This is a genomic window from Streptomyces sp. NPDC005820 (assembly GCF_040630255.1).
Lineage (GTDB): Bacteria > Actinomycetota > Actinomycetes > Streptomycetales > Streptomycetaceae > Streptomyces.
On sequence record NZ_JBEXXE010000035.1, the window covers coordinates 59,023 to 78,327 of the forward strand.

Sequence of the window (19,305 nt, forward strand, 5' to 3'; positions counted from 1 at the left end):
TCAACCTCCTTGCGGGGCCACCGAGTCGAAGCCGGAGAAGCCGCTCGGATCGTGCCGGCCGAAGGAGCCGTGTTCGAAGATGCCGTAGCCGGTCTGGCCGTCGAGCCGGAAGCGGGCCGCGTGATCGGTCACCCCGTAGGCGGCCCGGGGGTGCGGGGCCGTCAGGTCATAGATGCGGCGGTCGGTCCAGTGCGGGCCCTGCCAGGTGCCGTGCTGCCAATCGTCGGCCGGTGGATAGCCTGCGCCGATCGCCAGCGGCGAGGAGGTGAGGATCTCCGCCTCCAGCTCCAGGGGTTTGCGGACGTCCCCGAGATGGATGAGGGCGTGCTCGGGGTGGCGGGTGCCGGGCCGGTAGCCGATCTCGGCCTGGGGCCAGCCGAGTTGGCGGTCGCGGCGGCCGGGGCGCACGAGGGTGGCGTCGTTGAGGGAGCGGTGGCCGTCGGCGTCCTCCTGGGTGATGACCATCAGAAAGCGGTCGTCGAAGCGGACCGGGCACCAGATCCAGTGGAAGCCCTCGGTCGGATGCTCCTGCGCCAACCGCCCGCCCTCCTCCCCGGGCACCGGGCGCACGCCCCAGCTGCGGTCCCGGGTCCCGGTCCAGGCGCCCGGCGTCAGCCGGATCACCTCCCCGCCCGACCGCAGCCACCCCGCACACCGGCCGGCCTGCACGAACCGCTTCCCCTCCAGGGTGAGCCGGCCGCCGCGCCGCTGCTGGTGGTGCGGTTCCCACAGGGCCGGGAAGTCCGCCGACCAGTGGATCTCGTACGACAGTCCGTCCGGGTCGTCCGGGTCGGCGGCGCAGCTCAGCACGAAGTCCCGCAGCGGGCGTTCGACGCGGATGCGCAGCGGGCCGACCTCCAGACGCATCCGGTCCTCGCCGAGGGCGTCGGAGGCGCGGACGGCGTACAGGGTGTCCCCGCGCCGGAGGGTGGCGTAGGCGTCGATCACCCCGAGGTTGGGGTAGACGCCGAGGCCGGCGATCAGCAGGGTGTGGCCCCGGTGGTCGAGGACGTGGAAGATGCAGCGGTCGTAGGCGTTGCGGTCCCCGGTCGCCACGTGCTTCATCGACAGGGGCACCTGGTGGACGGGGTACTCGTCGAGCGGCACGGGGCGGTCGTCGGCCATGGGCATTCCTCCCTGGACGCAAGGAATTTGACGGTACGTCAGGGGAGGCGCGGCGGCCAGATGCGGGACCGGCCGAAACCGGGGCCGGGGCCCCGCCGAACGCACGCTCGGGTGAAGCGGCCGTGACCTGCCCTCACGCCCTCGCGTTGGCCCCGGTATGACCCTCACCCACACGACGGCGCGTGGACGGCATCGCCAGCCCGGTGCCTCCGCGGACCCCGGAGGCACCGGACACAGACCCGCAGAATCGGTTCCTCCGCCCCCACCGGCCCCAGCGGCCCCGACTCCCCCACCGGACCCGCCCATCTACCGCGACCTGATCCGCACCTGGGCGGACCGGGGCCGCACACTGCCGGGTCGACACGACCCCGAGTGGGTGCGGCTGGCGGCTCCCCAGGTGCGGCCGGGGCAGTTCAGCGGGTCTGCGGGCCCAGCAGATGACGGGCGATGACCATCCGCTGGATCTGGTTGGTGCCCTCGACGATCTGCAGGGCCTTGGCCTCGCGCAGATGGCGCTCGACGGGGAAGTCGGCGGTGTAGCCGTATCCGCCGAGCACCTGGACGGCGTCGGTCGTGACCTGCATCGCGGCGTCCGTGCAGTGGAGTTTGGCCATCGCCGCCTGCCGGGCGAACGGCCGGCCGGCGTCCCGCAGCCGCGCCGCCGCCAGATACAGGGCGCGGCCCGACTCGACGCGGGTCGCCATGTCGGCGAGCAGGAAGCGCAGCCCCTGGAAGTCGGCGAGGGGACGCCCGAACTGCCGGCGCTCGACGGCGTGGGCGACGGCCTCGTCCAGGGCCGCCTGGGCGAGGCCGACCGCGCAGGCCGCGATGCCGAGCCGCCCGGAGTCCAGCGCGGCCAGCGCGATCGCGAAGCCCTCGCCCTGCGCGCCGAGGCGGCGGTCGTCGGGCACCCGGACGCCGTCGAAGTGGAGCTGGGCGGTGGGCGAGCCCTTCAGCCCCATCTTGCGCTCGGGCGGGGCGGCGGTGAGGCCGGCGGCGTCACCGGGCACGAGGAAGGCGGTGATGCCGCGCGGACCCTCGCCGCCGGTGCGCGCCAGGACGGTGTAGAAGTCGGCGATCCCGCCGTGTGTGGTCCAGGCCTTGGTGCCGTCGATCACCCAGTCCCCGCCGTCGCGCACGGCCCTGGTCCGCAGCGCGGCCGCGTCCGATCCGGCGGACGGTTCGGACAGGCAGTACGCGCCGAGCAGCCCGCCGCCGAGCACGCCCGGCAGATGCGCGGCCCGCTGGGCGTCGGTGCCGCGCGTGGCGAGGGGATGGGCGGCCAGGGTGTGGACGCTGACCCCCAGCCCCACGGTGAGCCGGGCCGCGGCGAGTTCCTCCAGGACCTGGAGGTAGACCTCGTACGGCTGGTCGCCGCCGCCGTGACGGGAGTCGTACGGCAGTCCGAGCAGCCCCGATACGGACAGGAGGGTGAACAGCTCGCGCGGGAAGCGTCCCGCGTCCTCCTCCTCGGCGGCGGTCGGAGCGATCTCCCGGCGGGCGATGTCCCGGACAAGGGCGAGCAGTTCCCGCGCCTCCTCCGTGGGCAGGAGTCGGTCCACCGTCGTCGGCGCGCGCTCGCTCATGGTGCGCCTCCTCACTGCCGACCTGCGGCTTCGCGCTGTGAGTATGCCCGCGGGGCGCTCTCCTCGCACGGCGGGGCGACACCAGGATTGGTCCAAACCATTGACCGAACTGGTCTAGTCCTCCTACCGTTTCGCTCCAACGCCTCCCCGCGTTCATGCCGATCGGCGTGCGATCCCCTCCCTGTCCCTGCGAGGAGACACCCGATGCACACCCCGCTCCGCCCCCGCGTCCGGACGCTTCTGGCCGCCGGCTGCTGTGCCGCACTCGGCGCCGGCCTGCTCGCCGGCGCGGGCACCGCCAGCGCCGACGCGCCCGGCCACGCCCAGGCCCGCCCCGGGTCCAAGGTCGTGGGCTACTTCACCGACTGGGGCATCTACGGCCGCCAGTACTACGTCAAGAACATCGAGACCTCCGGCTCCGCCGACCGGCTCACCCACATCAACTACGCCTTCGGCAACGTCACCGACGGCAAGTGCGCCCTCGGCGACTCCTGGGCGGACACCGACAAGCCCTTCACCGCCGAGGAGTCGGTGGACGGGGTCGCCGACACGGCGGACCAGCCGCTCAGCGGCAACTTCAACCAGCTGCGCAAACTGAAGAAGCTGCACCCGAACCTCAAGGTCATCTGGTCGTTCGGCGGCTGGAGCTGGTCCGGCGGGTTCGGCGAGGCGGCCAAGGACCCGGCGGCCTTCGCGCAGTCCTGCTACGACCTGGTCGAGAACTCCAAGTGGGCGGATGTCTTCGACGGCATCGACATCGACTGGGAGTACCCCAACGCCTGCGGTCTGACCTGCGACACCAGCGGCCGCGAGGCCTTCCGGGACGTCATGAAGGCGCTGCGCGAGAAGTTCGGCAAGCGCGAGCTGCTCACGGCGGCGATCACGGCGGACGCGACCGCCGGCGGCAGAATCGACGCGGCGGACTACGCGGGTGCGGCCCGGTACGTCGACTGGTACAACCCGATGACGTACGACTACTTCGGCACCTGGGCCGCCACCGGCCCCACGGCACCGCACTCGGCGCTGCACTCCTACCCGGGCATTCCGCAGCAGGGCTACGACACCGCCACCACGATCGCCAAGCTCAAGAGCCTGGGCATCCCCTCGCACAAGCTGCTGCTCGGCATCGGTTTCTACGGGCGCGGCTGGACCGGTGTCACCCAGGCCAAGCCGGGCGGCACGGCCACCGGTCCCGCGGCGGGGACGTACGAGGACGGCAACGAGGACTACAAGGTCCTGAAGGCCAAGTGCCCGGCGACCGGCACGGTCGGCGGCACCGCCTACGCCAAGTGCGGCAACGACTGGTGGAGTTACGACACCCCGAAGACCGTCAAGGGGAAGATGAAGTACAAGGACGCCCAGCACCTGGGCGGCACGTTCTTCTGGGAACTGAGCGGGGACACGGCGAACGGCGAGCTGATCCACGCGATCAACTGACCTGATCGCCGGTTCGCCGGGCTCTCGGGGCGGAGGACCACGGGCCTCCGCCCCTTCCGCGTCCTCAGTCCCTGCGGGCCGGCTTCGGCGCCGGGAAGGAGGGGTCGGTCTCCTCGATCGCGCGGAGGGTCCCGCCCAGGGTCTTCACCAGCAGGTCGCACATGACGTCACGGGAGAGCTCGGGGCGGTCGATCCAGTCGAGGGTGGCACCCTCGACGCTGCACACCCAGGAGAGCAGGGCCATCCGGGGCAGCGGCGGGATGGAGCTCTCGCCGTAGGCTCCCTCGGCGATGGTCGCGACGATCGCCGCGCGCACCCCGTCCCGGATGGCGTGCACCTCGGTGTCGAAGCCGACCCCGCCGCTGACGATCGTGCGGAAGGCGGCCTGGTTGTGCTCGGCGTAGCGGAGATAGCCGTCGATGGTCCGCTGGACCCGGTCCACCTGGGGCAGTTCCAGACCGCTCGCGGCGAAGGAGACCAGATCGGCGACGGAGTCCTGGACGATGGCCAGGTAGTAACCGCGCTTCGACTGGAAGTAGTAGTAGATCAGCCCCTTGGCGACATGCGCCTGGCGGGCGATGTCGTCCATCGAGAGCGCGTCGTAGGACGTGTCGGCGAACAACTTGCGCCCGATGGTGATGAGTTCGGCGCGACGCGCCAGTGAGCGCTCGGTTCCCCGCGCCCGGGGACGGACGGCATCGCGCTGTTGGCTGATATTCAATTTCGACCTGGTCTCCAACGGTCGGCGGGACGACGTCAGTATGTCAGGTCGAAACGTGCGTCAGCTCACCCCGGCGACAGCCCAACAGCGGAGGTCAGAGCAGTCCGAGCCGGGTCACCAGCATCGCCACGACGGCGACGAGGACCCAGCCCAGGACATGCTCGGCGACCTTCGGGCCGTCCTCGCGCGGGCCGCCGGTACGGGTGCGGGTGACGGTGGCTGCGTGTGCGGTCATGATGTCCACTTTGCCACCGGCCAGGGCTTTTGCCGCCGAGACCTTGCTCACACGGCGATCCCCACCGCCTCCAGTGCCGCGCACTGGCGGGCGCTCGGCCGCACCGGGAAGTACAGGTAGCACACGCCCCCGCTGCCGGAGACCGTCTTGCCCGCCGCGTTGTAGCGCTTGGTCCTGAGCCAGACGTTCTCGAACTGCCGCCGCGCGTACACCCGCCGCACCGAGGCGTCGTCCGCCGAGTTCGGATCGTTGGCGATCACATCGCCCTCGGCCGTGAACCCGATCACGGTCATCAGATGACCGGCCGTGCCGTACCCCGCGCCCGTGAGTTCCTCCTTGAGGAAGGACTGGGACGTCATGGCCGGGATGCCCGCCGCGATCAGCGTCTCCAGGTCGGTGAGGGACGTCAGCCGGGTGACCACGCCCTGGAGTCCGTCGAAGGTGGCCGCGTAGGCGGCGTTGAAGGGCCAGTTGCCGCAGCCGGCGTACTGGTGGTCGTACGTGTACCGAGCGGCGTGGCACACCTGGGGGTCGGCGTAGGCCGGGTCGACCCACTTCAGCTGCGCGGGGGTCAGCCGGCCGCCCCAGTACTCGATGATCATCTGGGAGGAGGTGGGGCTGCACCAGGCCTCGCCGCCGTTGTCGTACTCCGGGTACTGGCCCTGGTGGATCTCCTGCGAGTAGCGCGGGACCGCCAGCTCGCGTGCGGGGCCGGGCACCGAGGCCGGGGCGGTGAAGCGGTCCGGGATGTCGGAGCCCATCACCCCCAGCCGCCACACGGTCGGGGTGAGCGTCGTGCCCGGGCGGCGGTACAGGGTCAGCCGGGTCCGGTACGAGGCGAGGCGCAGGCCCGTCGAGGCGTCGTCGACGGCGAGGGTGTCGGTCCAGACGGTGCTCCTGCCGTCGGTCTGGCCGTCGACCGAGGTCCGCCTGATGTCCTGGTCGCCTGAGGCCCAGCGGCCCATCACGTACCAGGGGGTGTCGGTGCCGTCCGTGTACGTGGCCCGCAGCTCCACCTGGAGCCAGGTGCCGGCCGGGGTGCCCGCGTTCCAGGAGGCGATCGCCTCGGTGGCGGGGACGGCGAGCCGGTGGACGGGGGACGTCCAGGTCGCGTACTCCCAGTCGGCGGTGGTCCTGGCGTGCGGATCGGCGTAGGCCAGGGTGCCGGCGGGGCTGCCGAGGACCAGACCGGGCCGCTCGCCCGCGACGGCCCGGGTGCCCTGCGCGGAGCCCGAGCTCCAGTCGGCGTAGGTGAGCCAGGAGCGGTGGTCGACGGGGCGGGCGGTGGCGGACCCGGCGACCGGGGTCTTGGCCATGGCCTCGGCGTCCGCGGCGTCCGCGGTCTCGGCAGGGGCCGCGGCGTCCGGGGTCATGCCGGGGGCCGGAGCGGCATGGGCCGGGACCGCGCCGCCCGCCACCGCGGCGGCTACCGCGGCGGCAAGAACGGTTCTGCGGGTGGGCTGGTCTGAGCTGCTCATGGGCGGAAGGACCCCCAGGATGTCCGGTACGCGACTGTGCGCCCACTATGAGCGCGGGCGGCCACGCCCACCAGCACCGCAGCCCCGTACGTCACCCGTGTCGCACTAGACTTCCGCGCCGTGCCCGTCCGTATCCCGTATCGCGTCCTGTGAAGCCGCCAGGACCCGCCGTCCGCCGACTCGCCGCCCGGCTCCGCCGCCTCCCCCCGTCCTGCGGCCCGGTCCGTCTGATCGGGGTCGACGGACACGCGGGCTCCGGGAAGTCCACCTTCGCGGGCCGGCTGGCCGAGGCGCTCGGCGGGGCGCCGGTGCTGCACCTCGACGACATCGCCAGCCACGCGGAACTGTTCGCGTGGACCGGGCGGCTGCTGACGGAGGTGATCGAGCCGTTCGGCCGCGGCGAGACCGCGCACTACGCCCCCTACGACTGGCGCGCGCACCACTTCGGCCCGCCCCGGCCGCTGCCCGCGGCCCCCGTCGTCCTGATCGAGGGGGTCGGCGCGGGCCGTCGCGCCCTGCGTCCGTATCTCGCCCGTCTGCTGTGGCTGGAGATGGCACCCGAGGAGGCCTGGGCGCGCGGGCGGGCGCGGGACGGGGAGGAGCAGCGGGAGTTCTGGGACGGCTGGGTCCGGGCGGAAGCACACCACTTCTCGGACGACCCTTCGCGCCCTTATGCCGGGCTGCTGGTACGGCAGTTGGGCGAGGGGTACGAGGTACTGCCGGGGCCGCTGGGAGACCCCTCGGCCCACCCCGATGTCACCCACCGTGAGGGACCACCCGCGATGTGGTGAACCTGTGAAGGGCCGTGCGCTCGAACTTCGCCAAGTGCCCCAACTTCGCTTGACCGACGGCCCGTACAGGACTTACGTTCTCAATGTGCGGCAATCGCAGCCGCCCCAAGTCGCGAAGCCCCCGGTTGTTCCCCCGTGATCGGGGGCTTCGTTCTGCCCTCGTGCCGCTCCGCACCCCTCTTCCCGGACGCGCCACGGCGCCATCCGCTCACCGAGGGTCACCGTGCCGGGATGCGCCCCATCCGCTCCCACCTCGTCAAACGGCCTGGGCGGCACCCTTCGGCAGGCACTCCTCCGCAGGTACGATGCCCTCGGTGCGACCTACGGACAGCTGCTTCGCGCACCTTGCAACTCCGGTCCGCGGCACAGCGGTTCGACCAAGGCAGCCGGCGGGCGAGGGCCCGGTGGCAAACCGACGGGGGCACGGTTTGTGGGGGACGTGATGGATTTCGGCACGCAGGGCCTGGAGGCCCCGGCCGACCTCGCCTGGCTACGAGGCGTGGACGCCTACACCATGGGCGCGTATCCGCAGGCGGAAGAGGAGTTCCGCACCGCGGTACGGATCGATCCCGGGATGGCCGACGGCTGGCTCGGGCTGCACGCGCTGCGGGTGGACACGACGACCGCGCTGTTGCGGATGTACCGGCACCGGGACCGGTTCGGCGAACAGCGCACCCGGCACCGCCGGACGCTCAACTCCTGGTACTGGCTTGGCTGGTGGGTGCAGCCCGTGCTGGAGAGCCCGCGCGATCTGCTGCTCGCGCACGCCTCGCACTGGCTGGACGGGCGGCATGTGCCCGAGCTGGACCGGGCGCTCGCCGGGCTCCCGCCCGTCGACACCGACCACCAGGTCCGCTTTCTGCACGCCTGCCGCGCCTATCTGGTCAAGGACTGGGAACAGCTCGTCCGGCACACCGACCCGCTGCTCGACGACCCGCTCCTCGGTATCGAGGCCGGGCTGTTCGGCGGGATGGCCCGCGTCCGGCTGGAGATGTACGGCCAGGCCGAACCACTCCTCTCCGCCGCCCTGATGCGCTGCCGCAGCGAGCAGCCCCAGCGCAAGGAGTTGCGGTACTGGCTGGCCCGGGCCCACGAGGGCACCGGCCGCTCGGCCGCCGCGCTCCCCCTGTACCGGGCGGTGCACCGGGTCGACCCCGCCTTCATGGACACCTCGGCCCGGCTCGCCGCGATCGCCGAGGGCGACGGCTACGACGACCCCGCCGACCTCGCGGCGATCACCCTCACCGGGATCGGGCAGGACGTGGGGGACGGCCCGGACGCCCTCGATCCGCTGTTCGGCACCGAGGGCCGGGATCTGAAGCTCACCGAGCCGTCCGATCTGCCGCCCGTGGGGCCGCTGCCGTCGGTCACCGATCCGGCGGTCCGCGCGAAGACGGTCGTGGGCTCCCCGCTGCCGGCCGGGCCCACCGACCCCGGCTTACTCGAGGAGGCGCTCGCCGAACTGGAGCGCATGGTGGGCCTGGAACCCGTGAAACGCCAGGTCAAGGCGCTGTCGGCGCAGCTCAACATGGCCCGGCTGCGGGCCGGGCAGGGCCTCCCGGTCCAGCCGCCCAAACGGCATTTCGTCTTCTCCGGCCCCTCCGGCACCGGCAAGACCACGGTGGCCCGCATCCTCGGCCGGGTCTTCTACGCCCTCGGTCTGCTCGGCGGCGACCATCTGGTGGAGGCCCAGCGGGCCGACCTGGTCGGCGAATATCTCGGCCAGACCGCCGTCAAGGCCAATGAACTGATCGACTCCGCCCTCGGCGGCGTCCTCTTCGTCGACGAGGCGTACTCGCTCTCCAACTCCGGGTACGGCAAGGGCGACGCGTACGGCGACGAGGCCCTCCAGGTGCTGCTGAAGCGGGCCGAGGACAACCGGGACCATCTGGTGGTGATCCTGGCCGGCTATCCGGAGGGCATGGACCGCCTCCTCGCCGCCAACCCCGGGCTGTCCTCCCGCTTCACGACCCGCGTCGACTTCCCCTCGTACCGGCCTCTCGAACTCACCTCCATCGGCGAGGTGCTGGCCGCCGAGAACGGTGACGTGTGGGACGAGGAGGCACTGGACGAGCTGCGCTCGATCGCCGGGCACGTCGTCGACCAGGGATGGATCGACGAACTGGGCAACGGGCGGTTTCTGCGGACCCTGTACGAGAAGAGCTGCGCGTACCGGGATCTGCGGCTGTCGACCTACCCGACGGCACTGACCCGGGACGACCTGTCGACCCTGCGGCTCCCGGATCTCATGCAGGCGTACGGCGAGGTGCTGTCGGGTAGGGGGCCGCAGGATCCGTCGGCCCTGTAGCGGGGGTGACCACCGGCCACTCGCAGGATCAGACGTTGGGGACGTGCAGCATGTCCCAGCTGAACCTGCCGGGGATGCCGTCGGCGTCGCCGCCTGCCAGGTGGAGCTTCCGCTGCCAGGCGGCATAGGACTTCACATCCCCCGACCCCCACACGTCGGTGCCGTGGCTGGACTCGTATCGGTTGCATCCTTCGCTGACGAGCCTCTTGTGCATCGCGGTGATGACCGGTGATTTCTGCCCGGTGTGGAAGAACGAAGCACCGGGGAAGGGCTCGAATGTGGCGGTGCCGCCGTCCATGTGCTTGCGGTAGGCCCCGTTCCTGAACGTGGACCACTGATTCCAGCCGTGCGCGTCCTTGATGGCCTTTGCCGTCCTGGCGTTGTAACGCGGGTCCTTGAGCTTTCCGGCGATCCTGAGCGTGTCCGGTGGGGAGAACTGCTCCGGGTGTCTGAGGGAGCGTATCTGGAAGAGGCCGAAGGACGGCCCCCATTTGTTGTCGGCCAGCTTCTGGTCCCCGACGGCGGCCGGGTCACCTCGGGATTCCGCCATGGCGACGGCCGCCGCGATGTTGATGTCGTTGCCGGTGAACCCCACCTGTGTGGCGAGGGATCGCAGCTCGGCCAGTTTCATTGCCATTCCGATGCCTTCTCACTTTATTGACGCATATACAAATGACGAATCGCGGTGTCTCGCGGAGGATTCGCTACTTCGACCGTATGACCGTGTCGCCAACGGGGCAAACGGGGCGCATTGCTTGACTTGTCCCAGTGTGCAGATGCACTCTGAAAAAGACGATACATATGCGCCAAGAACCGCAGGTTCTCGGCGCCACCGCGCTTTTCCACTCGCAAGGGAGTGAGGAATGCATCTCGTCACTCGCGCCGTTTGGGGGGCCAAACCGCCCCGATCACCCCTCGTGCACATCGCGTCCACTCGTGGCGTGAAGGTCCACTATGAGGGCACTCGTGTACCGTCCGATCTCGCCAAGCCGGAAAACCACACCAAGTGCACCGGCCGAGTGCGGGCGATCCAGGCTGACCATCTGGCGGACCGCAAGGAGAATTACTCCGACATCGCCTACAGCTTCGTGGTCTGTCCGCACGGACATGTTTTCGAAGGGCGTGGCCTGCACAAACTGCAAGCCGCGAATGGCAACCACCAACTGAACGTGAACCACTACTCGGTGTGCGCCATGGTGGGCGACTCCGGACTCACCCGTCCGACCAGAGCTCAATTGGCGGGCATGCGCGACGCCATCGACCTGCTGCGGGCGAAGGGCGGCGCCGGAGCGGAAGTCAAAGGCCACCGCGACGGCTTCGCCACCGCCTGCCCCGGCGACCCGCTCCAGGAGTGGGTGAAGAAGGGCGCTCCACGGCCTGGTGCCGCACCCACCGGTGTCCGTGTCAGCCTCTCGCACGTCGTCACTGCCGCACGCACCGACCCGGGTGCCGTCCAGGGGCACACGACCTTCCCGGCGGACGTCAGACCCGTGGAGGCCGCCCTGGTCGCGGAGGGGCTGCTGGACCCGACGTTCGGCGATGACGGATCCTTCGGGTCCCGTACCGTCGACGCCTACGCGGCTTTCCAGCGTCGCCAGGGGTTCACCGGAGCGAACGCCGACGGCATCCCGGGCGAGTCCACCCTCACTGAGCTCGGCAGCCGGCACGGGTTCACTGTCGCCGCCTGAGCTCATCGACGGCTGGTACGCGTTGCCGACCGGGGGACGACCAGCCCCGCCGGCCAGAGACCTGACCGGGCTAGCCGGCCAGCGCCTCTTCCGGCTCGCCGCTCGCCCGTGGCTCCGTCAGTCGGACCTCCGGGACTTCCCGGTGCGCCGGGTCGGTGACCTCACCGACCAGGAGTTCCAGGACGTCCTCCAGGGCGGCCAGGCCCAGGACCTTGCCGGAGACGTCCGCGACCTGGGCGAGGTGGGTGGCCGCGCGGCGCATCACCGTCAGGGCGTCGTCCAGGGGGAGGTCGGAGCGCAGGGTCGTCATCGGGCGCCACAGCTGCTGGGGCACCGCCCGCTCGGAGTCCTCCACGTCGAGGACGTCCTTCACATGGACATAGCCCATGAAGGCGCCGTTCTCGGCGGCGACGGGGAAGCGGGAGTACCCGGTGCGGGCGGTGAGCTCGACGATCTGGCCGGGCGTGACCGACGGGGGCACCGTGATCAGCGACTCGCGCTTGAGGAGGACGTCGGTCACCGGACGCGAGCCCAGTTCCAGCGCGTCCTCCAGGCGCTCCTGCTCCTCGGGGTCGAGGAGACCCGCCTGGCCGGAGTCCTCCAGCAGCCGGTTGAGCTGCTCGCTGGTGACGACGGCCTCCACCTCGTCCTTGGGCTCGACCCGGAAGAGCCGCAGGATGGCCTGGGCGCAGGCGCCGAGCGCGACCGTGATCGGCCGGCAGAGCCGCGCGAAGGCGACCAGCCCCGGGCTGAGCCAGAGGGCCGCCTTCTCGGGGGCGGCCATCGCGAGGTTCTTCGGGACCATCTCGCCGATGACGAGGTGGAAGAAGACCACGGCGGCCAGGGCGATGACATAACCCAGCGGGTGGATCATGCCGTGCGGGAGGTGGATCCACTCGAAGAACGGTTCCAGCAGCTCGGCGACGGTCGGTTCGGCGACCGCGCCGAGGGTCAGGGAGCACAGCGTGATGCCGAACTGGGCGGCGGCCATCATCTGCGGCAGGCGCTCCAGGCCGTGGAGGACCTGGCGGGCGCGCGCGGTGCCCAGGGGCTCGATCTGGCTGCGGCGCACGGAGACGAGTGCGAACTCGGCGCCCACGAAGAAGCCGTTGGCCAGGACGAGCAGCGCGGCGAAGACGAGTTGGACGACGCTCATCGGGCGACCTCCGCGACCTGGGCCGCCGCGGCCTGACCGAGCCGGCCGACGTGGACCAGCCGGATCCGTTCGGCCCGGTAGTGGCCGACCCGGCGCACCGACAGCCGCCAGCCGGGCAGTTCCGCCCGGTCGCCGACGGCGGGGATCCGTCCGAGCAGGTCGGCGACGAGGCCCGCGACCGTCTCGTACGGCCCCTCGGGCACCTCCAGGCCTATCCGCTGGAGGGTGTCGACCCGGCAGCTGCCGTCGACGTCCCAGGCGGGCTTGCCCTCCTCGGGCGGGGCGGCGGCCAGTTCGGGGGTGTCGTGGCCGTCGTGTTCGTCGCGGACCTCGCCGACGATCTCCTCGACGATGTCCTCCAGGGTGACCACGCCCGCGGTGCCGCCGTACTCGTCGACGACGACGGCGATGGGCTGCTCGCTGCGCAGCCGGGCCAGCAGCGGCTGGACGGGCAGGGTCTCGGGCACCAGCAGCGCCGGGCGGGCGATGCGGGCGACCGGGGTGCGCAGCCGGTCCTGGACGGGGACGGCCAGGGCGTCCTTGAGATGGGCCATGCCGACGATCTCGTCGATCTTCTCGCGGTAGACGGGGAAGCGGGACAGGCCGGTGGCCCGGGTCAGATTGACCACGTCCTCGGCGGTGGCCGAGGACTGCAGGGCGCTGACCTTCACGCGCGGGGTCATCACATGCTGCGCGGTGAGCTCGGCCAGGGACAGGGTCCGGACGAAGAGATCCGCCGTGTCCTGCTCGAGGGCGCCGGCCTGGGCCGAGTGGCGGGCCAGGGAGACGAGTTCGCCGGGGGTGCGGGCGGAGGCCAGCTCCTCGGTGGGCTCGACGCCCAGGGCGCGCACCAGCCGGTTGGCGACGGTGTTGAGTGCCGAGATCACCGGCCGGAACAGCCGGGAGAAGGCGTGCTGCGGGCCGGCCACGAACCGCGCGACCTGCAGGGGCTTGGACACCGCCCAGTTCTTGGGCACGAGTTCGCCGACCACCATCTGGACGGCGGAGGCGAGCAGCATGCCGACGACCACGGCGACACCGGAGACGGCACCCTCGGGGATGCCGATCGCGGTGAACGGGGTGTGCAGTAGCTCCGCGAGCGCCGGTTCGGCGAGCATGCCGACGACGAGCGAGGTGATGGTGATGCCGAGCTGGGTGCCGGAGAGCTGGAAGGACAGTTCCTTGAGCGACTCCACGACCGTATGGGCTCGTTTGTCGCCTTCGGCGGCGGCCTTCTCCGCTTCCGGCCGCTCGACCGTGACGAGGCCGAACTCGGCGGCCACGAAGAAGCCGTTGGCCAGGATGAGCAGGAACGCGGCTGCCAGGAGCAGCAAGGGGATGGTCATGATGCCGCCGCCTCCGGAACATGCCGGATGGGGGCGGCGCAGGTACTACAGGACGAACCGTCCATCGCCGGAGAGGGTCACTCCTCGGGTAGCAGGAAACCCCTGTGCACCGGCAGGGCACCACAGGGGTGGAGGCACAAAGGGAACGCCTCCGTCACCAGATTAATCAAGACAGGGCCTTGAGCGGCAGGGGCGGCGCCCCCGAGTCAGCCCTGATCTTGCTCGGTGGAGGTCTCGGGGTCCCGGACCGAGCGGGCCTCGACGAGTCCGCGCAGGGCCCGGGCGTCCGTGATGGCCTGCTGCTTGTTGATGCCGGGCTGGATGCCGAGCGCGGGCAGGCTGGTGCCGTCGGTGAGGTTGAGGAACACCCAGGGGTCGCCCGGACGGAGGTTCACCTGGATGATCTCGGCCCAGTCGAGCCGCCGCCTGCTCGCGATGTTCACGACGGTGACTCCGCTGTCGTCGGCGACGACCCGGACCCGGGCGAGCTGGGCCAGCGCCCAGAAGATGAGGGCGCCGGTGACGACGAAGCTGAGCCGCTCCCCCGGGCCGAGCTTCTCCAGCAGCATGGCGACGCCGGAGATGACGAGGAAGATCGCCACCCCGGCCGAGAGCAGCACCGCGCGGGTGCGGCCCGGCCGGAAGGTGACGGGGAGGGTGGGCAGCTCGCTGCCCGGAAGATCGGACATGTTCCCGGTGGAGGTCGTGGTCGAGGTCGAGGTCAGAGGCGGCAGGCGTGGATGGCCGTGGTGAGGATGGCGCGGGCGCCGATGTCGTACAGGTCGTCCATGATCCGCTGGGCCTCCTTGGCGGGGACCATGGCGCGGACGGCGACCCAGCCCTCGTTGTGCAGCGGGGAGACGGTCGGCGACTCCAGGCCCGGGGTCAGCGCGACGGCCTTCTCGAGCTGCTCGACCCGGCAGTCGTAGTCCATCATCACGTAGGTCCGGGCGACCAGGACGCCCTGAAGGCGGCGCAGGAACTGCTGCACCTTGGGCTCGGCCTCGTCGGACTCCGCGTCGGTGCGGCGGATCACGACGGCCTCGGACTTCATGATGGGCTCGCCGAAGACCTCCAGGCCCGCGTTGCGCAGCGAGGTGCCGGTCTCGACGACGTCGGCGATGACCTCGGCGACGCCCAGTTCGATGGCGGTCTCGACGGCGCCGTCGAGGTGGACGACGGAGGCGTCGATGCCGTGCTCGGCGAGGTGGCCCTCGACGATGCCCTCGTACGAGGTGGCGACCGTGCGGCCCTTGAGGTCCTCGACGCCGCCTGCCGTGCCCGGCTTGGCGGCGAAGCGGAACGTGGAGCGGGCGAAGCCGAGCGGGAGGATCTCCTCGGCCTTCGCACCGGAGTCGATCAGCAGGTCGCGGCCGGTGATGCCGATGTCGAGCTTGCCGGAGGAGACGTAGATCGCGATGTCGCGGGGGCGGAGGTAGAAGAACTCGACCTCGTTGACCGGGTCGACGATCCGCAGTTCCTTGGACTCGCGGCGCTGCCGGTAGCCGGCCTCATGCAGCATCTCCGCCGCAGGGCCTGACAGGGAACCCTTGTTGGGGACGGCGATGCGCAGCATGAGGTCGGCTTCCTTCGCGTGAGAAGTGGGTGTCGGTCGGAATCAGGTGTTACAGGTGGGCGTAGACGTCGTCCAGCGAGATTCCGCGGGCGACCATCATCACCTGGACGTGGTAGAGCAGCTGCGAGATCTCCTCGGCGGCCGCCTCCTTGCCCTCGTACTCGGCGGCCATCCAGACCTCGGCGGCCTCTTCGACGACCTTCTTGCCGATGGCATGGACGCCCTTGCCGACGAGTTCGGCGGTGCGGGAGGTGGCGGGGTCGCCGGTGGCGGCCTTCTGCTGGAGCTCGGCGAAGAGCTCCTCGAACGTCTTCTTGGACATGGTGCGTCCCACCCTAGCCGTAATGCCGGGCCGCCTACCTCCAGGGTTCAGATACTGAGCGGAGGGTGGCCGCGGTGGCCACGGCGGCGGTCACCGCCTCGTGCCCCTTGTCCTCGTTGGAGCCCTCCAGACCGGCCCGGTCGAGGGCCTGCTCCTCGGTGTCGCAGGTGAGGAGGCCGAAGCCGACGGGGACGCCCGTCTCGACCGACACCTGGGTCAGGCCCTGGGTGACGCCCTGGCACACGTACTCGAAGTGGGGGGTGCCGCCGCGGATGACGACCCCGAGGGCGACGATCGCGTCGTAGCCGCGGCCCGCGAGGACCTTGGCGACGACCGGGAGCTCCCAGCTGCCGGGGACCCTGTGCAGGGTCGGCTCGTCGATGCCCAGGTCGTGCAGGGCGCGCAGCGCGCCGTCGACCAGACCGTCCATCACCTTCTCGTGCCACTGGGCCGCGATGACGGCGACCCTGAGGTCACCCACATTGCGTACGGACAGTTCCGGTGCGCCCTTGCCGCTCACGTCTCTCCTAGAGGTGTTTCTTGCTTACTGGTTGCCGCAGGGGGACACGGGGGCCGTGTCCAGCCAGGGCAGGTCGTGTCCCATCCGGTCCCGCTTGGTGCGCAGGTAGCGGATGTTGTGCTCGCCCGCCTGGACGGGCATCGGCACGCGGTCCGTGACCTCGATGCCGTGCCGGACGAGCGCGTCGCTCTTGTCGGGGTTGTTGGTCATCAGCCGGACGCTGTGCACGCCGAGGTCGGCGAGGATCTGCGCGCCCGCCCCGTAGTCCCGGGCGTCGGCGGGCAGGCCCAGCTCCAGGTTGGCGTCGAGGGTGTCGTGGCCCTGCTCCTGGAGCTCGTACGCCCGCAGCTTGGACAGCAGGCCGATGCCGCGGCCCTCGTGTCCGCGCAGGTAGACGACGACTCCCCGGCCCTCGTCCTGGATGCGCCGGAGGGAGGCGTCGAGCTGGGGGCCGCAGTCGCAGCGCTGGGAGGCGAAGATGTCGCCGGTGAGGCATTCGGAGTGGACCCGGACCAGGACGTCCTCGCCGTCGCCGAGTTCGCCGTGGACGAGGGCGACGTGCTCGACGCCGTCGGCGGTGGAGCGGTAGCCGTACGCGGTGAAGGTGCCGTGGACGGTGGGCAGCCGGGTCTCGGCCTCGCGGCGGACGGTCGGCTCGGCGCTGCGGCGGTAGGCGATCAGGTCCTCGATGGAGATGATCGTCAGGCCGTGCTTGCGGGCGAACGGGATCAGTTCGGGCAGCCGGAGCATCCGGCCGTCCTCGCCGGCGATCTCGACGATCGCGCCGGCCGGGCGCAGCCCCGCGAGGCGGGCGAGGTCGACGGCGGCCTCGGTGTGGCCGTTGCGGGTCAGGACCCCGCCGGACCGGGCGCGCAGGGGGAAGATGTGGCCCGGGCGGACGAAGTCCGTCGGCTCGGAGTCGCCGCTCGCCAGGAGCCGGAGGGTGGCGGCGCGGTCGGCGGCGGAGATGCCGGTGGTCACGCCGTGCGCGCCGGAGGCGTCCACGGAGACGGTGAAGGCGGTCTTCATCGACTCGGTGTTGTCCTCGACCATCTGAGGGAGCTTCAGCCGGTCGAGTTCGTCGCTCTCCATGGGGGCGCAGATCAGGCCGCGGCACTCGCTCATCATGAAGGCGATGATCTCGGGGGTGGCCTTCTCGGCGGCGATGACGAGGTCGCCCTCGTTCTCGCGGTCCTCGTCGTCGACGACGACGATCGGCCGGCCGGCCGCGATGTCGGCGATGGCCTGCTCGACGGGGTCGAGGCTGAGGTCGTCGAGGCCGTCGGTGCTGTACAGGATCGGTGCCGTGCTCATGCCGGCGCTCCTTCCAGGGTGGGCCGCGCGGCCTTGCGGGAGCGCAGCCACCAGTCGCGCATGCCCCACAGGACGAGCGCGCCGTAGATGACGTAGACGAAGCCGGAGAAGGCGTAGCCGTTGGCGAAGTTGAGGGGGACGCCGACCAGGTCGACGAGCAGCCAGGCGATCCAGAACTCGACCATGCCGCGCGCCTGGGCGTACATGGCGACGATGGTGCCGACGAAGATGTAGGCGTCGGGCCAGGGGTCCCAGGACAGGGACGGGTAGGCCTTGAAGAGCAGGGCCACGGCGACCGTGCCGAGGGCGGCGGCGCCGAGCATGGCCGCGCGCTCGGTCCAGGTGGCGAAGCGCGGGACGATGTGCCCGTCCCCCGACTGGCCCTTGTTGCGGTTCCACTGCCACCAGCCGTACAGGGCGACGACCATGACGACGACCTGCTTGCCGGCGCTGCCCGCCAGGTGGCCGTAGAAGGCGATGAACAGGACCAGGCCGGAGAGGAACTGGACCGGCCAGGTCATCAGGGAGCGGCGCCAGCCGAGGGCGAGCGTGATCAGGCCGAGGATGTTGCCGATCATGTCCGACCAGATGATGTGCTGGTCGAAGGCGACGAACGCCTCGGAGTTCAGCCAGTTCACCGGGCTGCTCCCTGCTGGGTCGTGGTCAGCAGGCGCTCGACGTACTTGGCGACGATGTCGACCTCGAGGTTGACCGGGTCGCCGGGCTGCTTGAGGCCGAGCGTGGTCAGCGCGAGGGTGGTGGGGATGAGGCTGACGGTGAAGAAGTCGGGGCCGGCCTCGACGACCGTGAGGCTGATGCCGTCGACCGTGATGGAGCCCTTCTCGACGACGTAGCGAGCGAGGTCGGCGGGGAGGGAGACCTTGACGATCTCCCAGTTCTCCGAGGGCCTGCGCTCCAGGACCTGCCCGGTGCCGTCCACGTGTCCCTGCACGATGTGCCCGCCGAGGCGCGCGCCGACGGCGGTGGGCCGTTCGAGGTTGACGCGGGAGCCGACGGCGAGGGCACCGAGGCTGGAGCGGTCGAGGGTCTCGGCCATGACGTCGGCGGTGAACTCGTCGCCCTCGTGTTCGACGACGGTGAGACAGACCCCGTTCACGGCGATGGAGTCGCCGTGCTTCGCGCCGTCGGTGACGACGGGGCCGCGCAGCCGGAAGCGGGAGGCGTCGCCGAGATTCTCGACGGCGGTGACCTCACCCAGTTCTTCGACGATTCCGGTGAACACTTCCCGGGTCCTCCTGCCTCATTCGGGCACGGACTCCGGGGCCTGTCGATGACGACAGCAGACACGAGCGGGGACATCGGGGGGCGACGCCGACAGACTCGTCCGCCTGGACGAGTACACATACGGCGGCGCGCACGAATGCCCGCCCGCCGCGCACTGCCTCCCATCCGGACTTTAACCGTCGGTCCAGGAATTTCACCTGGTCAACCGGCCACTGGAAGTGACCGGGTCGCGGACTGTAACCGCCGGTTCGGACTTTCACCGACCCCGGAGTGCGCTGCTTTAGGTACAGGGCCAGTGTGCCACGCCCGATGGTCGTCCATACGAGCGAAGTGTGTGGGCTCGCTCACAGGATGCATCCCTGGACTTGTCGCATGGATTCGGCCACCCCAACTGACGGCACGCGGAGCGCATCTGACGGCTGGTCCAGACCTATTGACCCACTGGTCTAGTCCTCTT

At 70.8% G+C, this 19,305-nt stretch carries 19 protein-coding genes and 1 riboswitch; of the genes, 4 read left to right on the plus strand and 15 right to left on the minus strand.

Features of this window, described 5'->3' with window-relative positions; genetic code table 11:
• Both ABZ464_RS35390 and ABZ464_RS35395 read right to left on the minus strand, forming a co-directional pair.
• Positions 1 to 1,125, minus strand: a complete 1,125-nt coding sequence (locus tag ABZ464_RS35390; protein ID WP_359284112.1) for a hypothetical protein — start codon at positions 1,123 to 1,125, stop codon at positions 1 to 3.
• A gap of 413 nt (positions 1,126 to 1,538) precedes the next feature.
• A complete protein-coding gene (locus tag ABZ464_RS35395) occupies positions 1,539 to 2,711 on the minus strand; it encodes an acyl-CoA dehydrogenase family protein (RefSeq protein ID WP_359284115.1) in 1,173 nt (390 codons plus the stop codon).
• A gap of 204 nt (positions 2,712 to 2,915) precedes the next feature.
• Between ABZ464_RS35395 and ABZ464_RS35400 the strand changes: the two genes are divergently transcribed.
• Positions 2,916 to 4,148, plus strand: coding sequence for a glycosyl hydrolase family 18 protein (locus tag ABZ464_RS35400; protein ID WP_359284117.1), 1,233 nt, complete (start codon positions 2,916 to 2,918; stop codon positions 4,146 to 4,148).
• A gap of 64 nt (positions 4,149 to 4,212) precedes the next feature.
• On the opposite strand, the gene ABZ464_RS35405 is transcribed toward ABZ464_RS35400, so the two are convergent.
• The 3 genes from ABZ464_RS35405 to ABZ464_RS35415 form a co-directional block, all read right to left on the minus strand.
• The gene (locus tag ABZ464_RS35405; protein ID WP_359284119.1) at positions 4,213 to 4,869 is read right to left on the minus strand and encodes a TetR/AcrR family transcriptional regulator; all 657 of its coding nucleotides are present in this window, start codon (positions 4,867 to 4,869) and stop codon (positions 4,213 to 4,215) included.
• Between the two features lie 94 nt (positions 4,870 to 4,963).
• The gene (locus ABZ464_RS35410; protein WP_359284122.1) at positions 4,964 to 5,104 is read right to left on the minus strand and encodes an SCO1431 family membrane protein; all 141 of its coding nucleotides are present in this window, start codon (positions 5,102 to 5,104) and stop codon (positions 4,964 to 4,966) included.
• Positions 5,105 to 5,151: 47 nt separating this feature from the next.
• Positions 5,152 to 6,582: a peptidase C39 family protein gene (locus ABZ464_RS35415; RefSeq protein WP_359284125.1), complete on the minus strand. Its 1,431-nt coding sequence runs from the start codon at positions 6,580 to 6,582 to the stop codon at positions 5,152 to 5,154.
• Positions 6,583 to 6,731: 149 nt separating this feature from the next.
• Between ABZ464_RS35415 and ABZ464_RS35420 the strand changes: the two genes are divergently transcribed.
• Positions 6,732 to 7,373 carry a hypothetical protein gene (locus ABZ464_RS35420; RefSeq protein ID WP_359284126.1) on the plus strand — a complete coding sequence of 214 codons (642 nt, stop codon included), beginning with the start codon at positions 6,732 to 6,734 and terminating at the stop codon, positions 7,371 to 7,373.
• A 442-nt stretch (positions 7,374 to 7,815) separates the two neighbouring features.
• Positions 7,816 to 9,681 carry an AAA family ATPase gene (locus tag ABZ464_RS35425; RefSeq protein ID WP_359284129.1) on the plus strand — a complete coding sequence of 622 codons (1,866 nt, stop codon included), beginning with the start codon at positions 7,816 to 7,818 and terminating at the stop codon, positions 9,679 to 9,681.
• A 28-nt stretch (positions 9,682 to 9,709) separates the two neighbouring features.
• Here ABZ464_RS35425 and ABZ464_RS35430 read toward each other — a convergent pair whose 3' ends face one another.
• Positions 9,710 to 10,318 (minus strand): peptidoglycan-binding protein, encoded by a 609-nt coding sequence (locus ABZ464_RS35430; RefSeq protein WP_359284131.1) that lies wholly within the window; start codon positions 10,316 to 10,318, stop codon positions 9,710 to 9,712.
• Between the two features lie 304 nt (positions 10,319 to 10,622).
• Between ABZ464_RS35430 and ABZ464_RS35435 the strand changes: the two genes are divergently transcribed.
• Positions 10,623 to 11,369, plus strand: a complete 747-nt coding sequence (locus ABZ464_RS35435; protein ID WP_359284134.1) for a peptidoglycan-binding protein — start codon at positions 10,623 to 10,625, stop codon at positions 11,367 to 11,369.
• Between the two features lie 70 nt (positions 11,370 to 11,439).
• Here the strand turns inward: ABZ464_RS35435 and ABZ464_RS35440 are convergent, their stop codons facing one another.
• The 9 genes from ABZ464_RS35440 to ABZ464_RS35480 all read right to left on the minus strand — a co-directional run bounded on the left by ABZ464_RS35440 (position 11,440) and on the right by ABZ464_RS35480 (position 18,846).
• Positions 11,440 to 12,525 (minus strand): hemolysin family protein, encoded by a 1,086-nt coding sequence (locus ABZ464_RS35440; protein WP_359284135.1) that lies wholly within the window; start codon positions 12,523 to 12,525, stop codon positions 11,440 to 11,442.
• Positions 12,522 to 13,871 carry a hemolysin family protein gene (locus ABZ464_RS35445; protein ID WP_359284137.1) on the minus strand — a complete coding sequence of 450 codons (1,350 nt, stop codon included), beginning with the start codon at positions 13,869 to 13,871 and terminating at the stop codon, positions 12,522 to 12,524. Before ABZ464_RS35445 ends, ABZ464_RS35440 begins: the two co-directional genes overlap by 4 nt.
• Before the next feature lie 206 nt (positions 13,872 to 14,077).
• Positions 14,078 to 14,560, minus strand: coding sequence for a PH domain-containing protein (locus ABZ464_RS35450; RefSeq protein ID WP_359284138.1), 483 nt, complete (start codon positions 14,558 to 14,560; stop codon positions 14,078 to 14,080).
• Positions 14,561 to 14,592: 32 nt separating this feature from the next.
• Positions 14,593 to 15,447 (minus strand): ATP phosphoribosyltransferase, encoded by an 855-nt coding sequence (gene hisG / locus ABZ464_RS35455; RefSeq protein WP_359284141.1) that lies wholly within the window; start codon positions 15,445 to 15,447, stop codon positions 14,593 to 14,595.
• A 49-nt stretch (positions 15,448 to 15,496) separates the two neighbouring features.
• A complete protein-coding gene (locus ABZ464_RS35460; protein WP_055636932.1) occupies positions 15,497 to 15,769 on the minus strand; it encodes a phosphoribosyl-ATP diphosphatase in 273 nt (90 codons plus the stop codon).
• A gap of 34 nt (positions 15,770 to 15,803) precedes the next feature.
• Positions 15,804 to 16,289 carry a 6,7-dimethyl-8-ribityllumazine synthase gene (gene ribH / locus ABZ464_RS35465; RefSeq protein ID WP_359284144.1) on the minus strand — a complete coding sequence of 162 codons (486 nt, stop codon included), beginning with the start codon at positions 16,287 to 16,289 and terminating at the stop codon, positions 15,804 to 15,806.
• A gap of 24 nt (positions 16,290 to 16,313) precedes the next feature.
• Complete coding sequence (locus ABZ464_RS35470; RefSeq protein WP_359284147.1) at positions 16,314 to 17,603, minus strand: bifunctional 3,4-dihydroxy-2-butanone-4-phosphate synthase/GTP cyclohydrolase II; 1,290 nt, start codon at positions 17,601 to 17,603, stop codon at positions 16,314 to 16,316.
• Positions 17,600 to 18,241: a nicotinamide riboside transporter PnuC gene (pnuC, locus tag ABZ464_RS35475; protein WP_359284150.1), complete on the minus strand. Its 642-nt coding sequence runs from the start codon at positions 18,239 to 18,241 to the stop codon at positions 17,600 to 17,602. The genes ABZ464_RS35470 and pnuC overlap by 4 nt, the downstream gene beginning before the upstream one ends.
• The gene (locus tag ABZ464_RS35480) at positions 18,238 to 18,846 is read right to left on the minus strand and encodes a riboflavin synthase (protein ID WP_359284153.1); all 609 of its coding nucleotides are present in this window, start codon (positions 18,844 to 18,846) and stop codon (positions 18,238 to 18,240) included. Before ABZ464_RS35480 ends, pnuC begins: the two co-directional genes overlap by 4 nt.
• 149 nt (positions 18,847 to 18,995) lie before the next feature.
• Positions 18,996 to 19,126, minus strand: a riboswitch (FMN riboswitch).
• Positions 19,127 to 19,305 lie beyond the last annotated feature (179 nt).

Bases quoted from the DNA above. Each gene is read 5' to 3' on its own strand.
- ABZ464_RS35390 (WP_359284112.1), bottom strand. From the start codon at position 1,125: ATGGCCGACGACCGCCCCGTGCCGCTCGACGAGTACCCCGTCCACCAG.
- ABZ464_RS35395 (WP_359284115.1), bottom strand. From the start codon at position 2,711: ATGAGCGAGCGCGCGCCGACGACGGTGGACCGACTCCTGCCCACGGAG.
- ABZ464_RS35400 (WP_359284117.1), top strand. From the start codon at position 2,916: ATGCACACCCCGCTCCGCCCCCGCGTCCGGACGCTTCTGGCCGCCGGC.
- ABZ464_RS35410 (WP_359284122.1), bottom strand. From the start codon at position 5,104: ATGACCGCACACGCAGCCACCGTCACCCGCACCCGTACCGGCGGCCCG.
- ABZ464_RS35415 (WP_359284125.1), bottom strand. From the start codon at position 6,582: ATGAGCAGCTCAGACCAGCCCACCCGCAGAACCGTTCTTGCCGCCGCG.
- ABZ464_RS35425 (WP_359284129.1), top strand. From the start codon at position 7,816: ATGGATTTCGGCACGCAGGGCCTGGAGGCCCCGGCCGACCTCGCCTGG.
- ABZ464_RS35430 (WP_359284131.1), bottom strand. From the start codon at position 10,318: ATGGCAATGAAACTGGCCGAGCTGCGATCCCTCGCCACACAGGTGGGG.
- ABZ464_RS35440 (WP_359284135.1), bottom strand. From the start codon at position 12,525: ATGAGCGTCGTCCAACTCGTCTTCGCCGCGCTGCTCGTCCTGGCCAAC.
- ABZ464_RS35445 (WP_359284137.1), bottom strand. From the start codon at position 13,871: ATGACCATCCCCTTGCTGCTCCTGGCAGCCGCGTTCCTGCTCATCCTG.
- ABZ464_RS35450 (WP_359284138.1), bottom strand. From the start codon at position 14,560: ATGTCCGATCTTCCGGGCAGCGAGCTGCCCACCCTCCCCGTCACCTTC.
- hisG (WP_359284141.1), bottom strand. From the start codon at position 15,447: ATGCTGCGCATCGCCGTCCCCAACAAGGGTTCCCTGTCAGGCCCTGCG.
- ABZ464_RS35460 (WP_055636932.1), bottom strand. From the start codon at position 15,769: ATGTCCAAGAAGACGTTCGAGGAGCTCTTCGCCGAGCTCCAGCAGAAG.
- ABZ464_RS35470 (WP_359284147.1), bottom strand. From the start codon at position 17,603: ATGAGCACGGCACCGATCCTGTACAGCACCGACGGCCTCGACGACCTC.